This is a genomic window from Cellulomonas biazotea (assembly GCF_004306155.1).
Taxonomy (GTDB): domain Bacteria; phylum Actinomycetota; class Actinomycetes; order Actinomycetales; family Cellulomonadaceae; genus Cellulomonas; species Cellulomonas biazotea.
Genome location: NZ_BIMR01000222.1, coordinates 1 through 6,288 on the forward strand (window position 1 = coordinate 1; position 6,288 = coordinate 6,288).

A 6,288-nucleotide genomic window follows, 5' to 3' on the forward strand; every position below is an offset into this window, starting at 1 on the left:
CTCGACGGTCGCGGTGCGCGCCATCCCAGGCTCCTTCGTTGCGGGGGCCCCGCGGTGTCGTGCGGGGGCGTCCCCGCCGCCCGGCCGGACGGGGGCCGGGCGGCGGGGATCGGGTCAGACGGGCCGGGTCGGCGTCAGCCGGCCTGCTCGGCGTTCGCGATGGACTCGTCGAGCAGCGTCTGCATCTTCGGCTGCGTCTCCTTGAGGTAGTCGGCGGCGGTCTGCTTGCCGTCGAGCACCGGCTGGATGTTGGTCCAGAGCTCGTCGTACCACTCCGCGCCGTAGGTGAACGCGGCGGGCATCGCCCGGCCGTAGTCCTGCGCGATGTCGAGGAACTCCTGGCGGTTGGCGGGCTCGGCGCCCTCCTCGGCCGCCCAGGCCTCGGCGACGTCGATGAGGTTGGGGATCTGGATGTTGGCGTCGACCAGCGTCTGCTGCGCGTCGGCGTCGGCGCTCAGGTACGTGACGAGCTTGACGGCGTCCTCGGGGTACTTCGACGTCGCGGAGACGCCGATGCCGAGCGAGCCGAGCCACGTCGCCGTGCCGGCGTCACCGACGGTCGGCCAGGGGATCAGGTCGTAGTCGAAGTCCAGGTCGTTGTAGACCGAGACGTCCCACGGGCCGACCGGGAAGAAGCCGATCTCGCCGGCCATCCAGCGCTGGTAGGTGTCCAGCGTGGCGGCGTCGGACGCCGACGGCGTGACCTTCTCGACGTTCGTGAGGTCCGCGAACTTCTGCAGCGCCTCGGCGAACTCGGGGGTGTCGACGGTGACCTCGGTGTGGTCCTCGTTCGTCCAGTCGCCGCCGTTGCTCCACACCATCGACTGCAGGTTCCACTGCACGTTGAGGCCGGTGCCCCACTGGTCGAGCGTGCCGTCGCCGTTCTTGTCGACGGTGAGCTGCTTGCTGATCGCGACGAACTCGTCCCAGGTGAGGGGCGTGTCCTTGTCGGGCAGCGGGATGCCGGCCGCCTCGAGCATCGTCTTGTTGTAGCCGAACGAGAACGGGCCGACGTCCTTCGGCAGGCCGTAGAGCGCGCCGTCGGGCGTGCCCTGCGTGGTGCCGTCGAAGCGGTAGGAGTTGACGCCGTACTCCCAGATGTTCGACAGGTCGACGCCGCTGGCGTCCACCTGGTCGGTGATGTCCATGAGGACGCCGGAGGCGACGTAGGACTGCAGGCTGGCCTGCTCGATGTAGAAGACGTCCGGCACGTTGTTGCCGGCGACGGACGCCTGCAGCTTGGTGGCGTACTGGTCGGCGTCGGTCACGATGACCTTCACCTTGGTCCCGGTGTCCTCGGTGAACTTGGCGATGGCGGCCTCGTAGGCGGCCTTCTCGTCCGGTCCACCACGGAACATGAACGTGATGGTCTTGTCACCACCGTCACCGGTGCTGTCGTCGCCGCTGCCGCTGCACGCGGTCAGCGTGAGGGTCCCGGCGACGGCGATCGCCGCCGCGGCGAGGAGCTTCCTCCTGATCATCTGCCTGCCTCCCATATCCCGAGGATCTGCGAGGTCACGGTCGTCGTCGGGACCGCGTCCGCCGGTGGGGCGGGGCGCCGGAGCGGTGCGGTCCGTCGTGGTCGTCGTTGACCTCTGTTCGCTTATCCAACGTCGTTCCTACAACGTTGATCTACAACGTTGCACAACATGACACGAACCCCGCCGGTCGGTCAAGCCACGAACTGGTAACGGCTCTCCGAGCGGGCTCGGCGCGACCGCGGCGGGACGGGCGGCGGGCTGTTTGACGCCCGACCGCCGCGCAGGCATCATGCCATCTACAACGATGTAGAACTGCCGACCACAGGAGCTCGCATGTTCCCCGTCCGCCTCACCCTCGACCCCGCGTTCCGCGTGGGGCCCGTCCGTCGGCGCACCTTCGGGTCCTTCGTCGAGCACCTCGGCCGCTGCGTCTACACCGGCATCCACGACCCCGCGCACCCCACCGCCGACGCCGACGGCTTCCGCAAGGACGTCCTCGAGCTCACACGCGAGCTCGGCGTCAGCACCGTGCGCTACCCCGGCGGCAACTTCGTGTCCGGCTACCGCTGGGAGGACGGCGTCGGCCCCGTCGAGCAGCGCCCCGCACGCCGCGACCTCGCCTGGCACTCGCTCGAGCCCAACACCGTCGGCGTCGACGAGTTCATGCGCTGGGCCGACCTCGCCGGCGTCGAGCCGATGATGGCCGTCAACCTCGGCACCCGCGGCGTCCAGGAGGCGCTCGACCTGCTCGAGTACTGCAACGGCGGCGCCGGCACCCTCTACGCCGACCAGCGCCGCGCGAACGGTGCGGCCGACCCCTACGACATCCGCATGTGGTGCCTCGGCAACGAGATGGACGGGCCCTGGCAGATCGGCTCCAAGACCGCCTACGAGTACGGGCGCCTCGCCGCCGAGACCGGCCGCGCCATGCGCATGGTCGACCCCGGCCTCGAGCTCGTCGCCTGCGGGTCGTCCGGCGTCGTCATGCCGACCTTCGGCGAGTGGGAGCGCATCGTCCTGACCGAGGCGTACGAGCAGGTCGACTACGTCTCCGCGCACGCCTACTACTGGGAGGAGGACGGCGACCTCGGGTCGTTCCTCGCCTCCGCGACCGACATGGACCACTTCGTCGAGGCCGTCACCGCGACCGCCGACGCCGTGCGCGCCCACAAGAAGGTCGACAAGCGCATCCACATCTCGTTCGACGAGTGGAACGTCTGGTACCAGAAGCGCGCCGAGTCGAAGCCGCCGACCGGCGACGACTGGCCCGTCGCGCCCGTCCTGCTCGAGGACCGCTACAACGTCGCCGACGCCGTCGTCGTCGGGAACCTGCTCATCTCGCTGCTGCGGCACACCGACCGCGTGCACGCCGCGTCGCTCGCGCAGCTCGTCAACGTCATCGCGCCGATCATGACCGAGCCCGGCGGCCGGTCCTGGAAGCAGACGATCTTCCACCCCTTCGCGCAGGCCTCGCGGCACGCCGTCGGCGACGTCCTGCAGGTCGCGATCGACGCCCCGACGTACGAGACGGCCCGCTACGGCGACGCCTCCCTCGTCGACGCCGTCGCCACGCGCGACCCCGAGACCGGCGCGACGACCCTGTTCGCCGTCAACCGCTCGCTCACCGAGCCCGCGCTGCTCGAGGTCGACGCCCGCGCCCTGCCCGGGCTGCGCGTGCTCGACGCGACGACCCTCGCGAACCCGGACCACACCTGGTCCGCCACCGCGGACGACGACACGAGCGTCGCGCCGCGCCCCAACACGACCGCCGAGGTCCGCGACGGCCGGCTCACCGTGCAGGTGCCGCCCGTGTCGTGGAACGTCGTCCGGCTGGGTGCCTGACGTGACCGACGCACCCGACCCGTCGCGCGTCCCCGGCCCGCACGTGGCCGTCGACGCCGTGCCCGTCGCGGACGCCACCGCCTCCGGGCGGTCCCCGCGACGGCGCGGCCGGCGCCTGGCCGTCGTCGCGGCCGTCCTCGTCGTCGTGCTCGCCGCGGGCGGCGGGCTCGCCTGGTGGCTGCGCCCCGACCCCGCGCCGGCCGCGGTCGACCTCGAGCCGACGGGTGACCTGCGCGCGCACGACCCCGCCCTGGTCGTCGGCGACGAGGGCGAGCCCTGGTACGTGTTCAACACGGGCGACGTCCGCGAGGGCCTCGGCTCCCCGCAGATCCGCCGGTCGACCGACGAGGGGCGGACCTGGGAGGCGATCGGCACCGTCTGGGACGCGTCGACCCGCCCTGACTGGGCCTACGAGGCCGTGCCGGGCGTGCAGAACTTCTGGGCGCCCGAGGTCCTGCACCACGACGGCACCTGGTACCTCTACTACTCGGCGTCGACGTTCGGCTCGAACCGGTCCGTCATCGGCCTGACCACCAACACGACGCTCGACCCCGACGACCCGGACTACGCCTGGGTCGACCAGGGCCTGGTGTGGGGCTCGGAGCCGGGGGAGACGGACTACAACGCGATCGACCCGGGCGTGCTCGTCGACGACGACGGTCGCGGGTGGATGGCGTTCGGGTCGTTCTGGGGCGGGATCCAGCTCGTCGAGCTGACGTTCCCGTCGGGCAAGGCCGCCGACCCCGAGGCCGAGCCCGTGACCCTCGCGAGCCGCACCGGCGCCCCGAACCCCATCGAGGCCCCGTACCTGGTGCACCGCGACGGCTGGTACTACCTGTTCTTCTCGCGCGACTTCTGCTGCCGGGGCACCGACTCGACGTACAACATGGCCGTCGGCCGCTCCCGCACGGTGACGGGGCCGTACCTCGACCGGTCCGGCACGGACCTCGTCGACGACGGCGGCGAGCCGCTGCTCGCGACGACCGGCGACATGGTCGGCCCCGGCGGGCAGTCGGTGTCCGGCGGGATCCTCGCGTTCCACTGGTACGACGCGGCCGCGGGCGGCGAGATCACCCTCGGTCTGCGCGAGCTCGCATGGGACGACGAGGGCTGGCCCGTCGCGACGACCGCGCCGGAGCAGGCCGCCGCGGCCGCCGGGTCCTGACCGGCGACCCGGCCCACGAGCAGGGGCGGGCGGCGTGCCCGGAGGTGTGCGCCGTCCGCCCCGATCCACCGTCCGGACGCCGTTGCAGGCGCGGCCCGGGTCTCAGTCGAGGCAGAACTCGTGTCCCTCGACGTCCGGCACGACCGGGCACGACTCGTCAGAGCGCGCGCTCCAGCACGAAGTCGTCCTCGACGCGCGACCCGACCGTGAAGTGCTTCGTCCCGACGACCGCGAACCCGGACCGCTCGTAGAACGCCCGCGCCCGCGCGTTGAGCTGGTTGACGCCGAGCCACATGCCCGCGGCACCGCGCGCGCGTCCCTCGTCGACCGACGCGGCCATGAGCGCGTGCGCGACGCCCCCGCCGTGGTGGTCGGGGTGCACGTAGCACTTGGACAGCTCGATCGTCGGGCGGACCGTCAGCGCGGCCCGGACGTCGGCGTCGGCCGGCTCGCCCTCGACCAGCATCGTGTAGCCGGTGAGGGTGCCGTCCTCGTCGGCGACGAGCACCGCGCGCGCCGGGTCGACGACGTACCCGGCGAACCGCTCGGGGGACAGGACCTGCGCGACGAACGCCGCCTGGTCCGCGGCCGTGGACCCCGGCGGGCAGGCCAGCGGGAACGTCACGGCGGCGAGGTCCGCGAGCGCGTCGATGTCGGCGGGGGTCGCGGGGCGCACGGGCATGCGCGTCAGCATAGGCAGCGGGCTGCGCGCCGGACGGTCAGGAGCCGCGCAGCGAGCGCCGCACGGCCCGCACGACGAGGCCGACGGCCCAGGCCAGACCGGCGAGGCTCGCGGCGTTGATGCTGCGCCGCGCGGTCCGCCCGCGGCTGCTGCGGAACTCGCGCACGGGCCAGCCGACGTGCGCGGCGTGCAGGCGCAGGCGCCGGTCGGGGTTGATCGCGCAGGGGTGCCCGACCTCGGACAGGATCGCGACGTCGTTCGTCGAGTCGCCGTACGCGTAGGACGCGGACAGGTCGATGTGGTCCCGGTCGGCGAGCGCCCGGACGGCGTCGGCCTTCGCCTGGCCGTGCAGCATGTCCCCGACGAGCCGGCCGGTGTAGAACCCGTCGTCGTGCTCGGCGACGGTGCCGATCGCCCCGGTGACGCCGAGCCGACGCGCGATGATCTCGCCGATCTCGACGGGCGTGGCGGTGACGAGCCAGACCTCGTGCCCCGCGGCGATGTGGTCGTCGAGCAGCCGCTGCGTGCCGGGGTAGATCCGCAGGCACAGGACCTCGTCGTAGACGTCCTCGGCGATGGCGGTGACCTCGGCGACGGAGTGGCCGCGCATGATCTCGAGCGCGCGCGAGCGGACCTCGTCGATCTGGTGCTTGTTCTCGCCGAACGCGAGGTACCGCGCCTGGTGCACCCCGAACCGCACGATGTCGAGCTTCTTGAAGAAGCCGCGCCGGTAGAGCCCGACGGCGAGGTGGAACGAGGACGCGCCGCGGATGATCGTGTTGTCGACGTCGAAGAACGCGCCGACGCGGTGGTCGGTCGAGCCGGGCGGTGCGGGCGCGACGGGGGCGTCCGCGGGGGCCCTGGCGACCCCGGCCTCCGCGATCGCGCGCGCGACGGGGGAGGGTTCGGCTGCCGGTCGCACCCGGCCACTGTAACGAGGGTCGCGGGCAACCGTGGTGCCCGGTGTGCGACGGGTCACCCCGGCCGTCCGCGTCGCCTAGCGTGGGGGGATGCCTGACGCCCCTGCCCGAGTCGTCCTGTTCGGCCGCGAGGGCTGCCACCTGTGCGAGGAGGCCCGGGTCGTCATCGCGGACGTCTGCGCCCGGACGGGTGACACG

6 protein-coding genes are annotated in these 6,288 nt (G+C 72.5%); 3 read left to right on the top strand and 3 right to left on the bottom strand.

Going from position 1 to position 6,288, the window contains the following annotated elements; translation table 11 throughout:
• Nucleotides 1-134: 134 nt before the first annotated feature.
• Nucleotides 135-1,481 (bottom strand): ABC transporter substrate-binding protein, encoded by a 1,347-nt coding sequence (locus CBZ_RS13970; RefSeq protein WP_130782128.1) that lies wholly within the window; start codon nt 1,479-1,481, stop codon nt 135-137.
• Nucleotides 1,482-1,814: 333 nt separating this feature from the next.
• On the opposite strand from CBZ_RS13970, the gene arfA reads away from it, so the two are divergent.
• Together arfA and CBZ_RS13980 are read left to right on the top strand one after the other, a co-directional pair.
• Nucleotides 1,815-3,323, top strand: coding sequence for an arabinosylfuranosidase ArfA (arfA, locus tag CBZ_RS13975; RefSeq protein ID WP_130782129.1), 1,509 nt, complete (start codon nt 1,815-1,817; stop codon nt 3,321-3,323).
• 1 nt (nt 3,324) lies between these two features.
• Nucleotides 3,325-4,488 carry an arabinan endo-1,5-alpha-L-arabinosidase gene (locus CBZ_RS13980; RefSeq protein WP_246013397.1) on the top strand — a complete coding sequence of 388 codons (1,164 nt, stop codon included), beginning with the start codon at nt 3,325-3,327 and terminating at the stop codon, nt 4,486-4,488.
• 157 nt (nt 4,489-4,645) lie between these two features.
• On the opposite strand, the gene CBZ_RS13985 is transcribed toward CBZ_RS13980, so the two are convergent.
• Nucleotides 4,646-5,170 carry a GNAT family N-acetyltransferase gene (locus CBZ_RS13985; protein WP_246013398.1) on the bottom strand — a complete coding sequence of 175 codons (525 nt, stop codon included), beginning with the start codon at nt 5,168-5,170 and terminating at the stop codon, nt 4,646-4,648.
• A gap of 37 nt (nt 5,171-5,207) precedes the next feature.
• Entirely contained in the window at nt 5,208-6,092 is an 885-nt protein-coding gene (locus tag CBZ_RS13990; RefSeq protein WP_130782131.1) for an HAD family hydrolase, read from the bottom strand.
• 88 nt (nt 6,093-6,180) lie between these two features.
• Here CBZ_RS13990 and CBZ_RS13995 point away from each other — a divergent pair.
• The coding region (locus tag CBZ_RS13995; RefSeq protein ID WP_174768679.1) for a glutaredoxin family protein at nt 6,181-6,288 on the top strand (108 nt) is incomplete at its 3' end.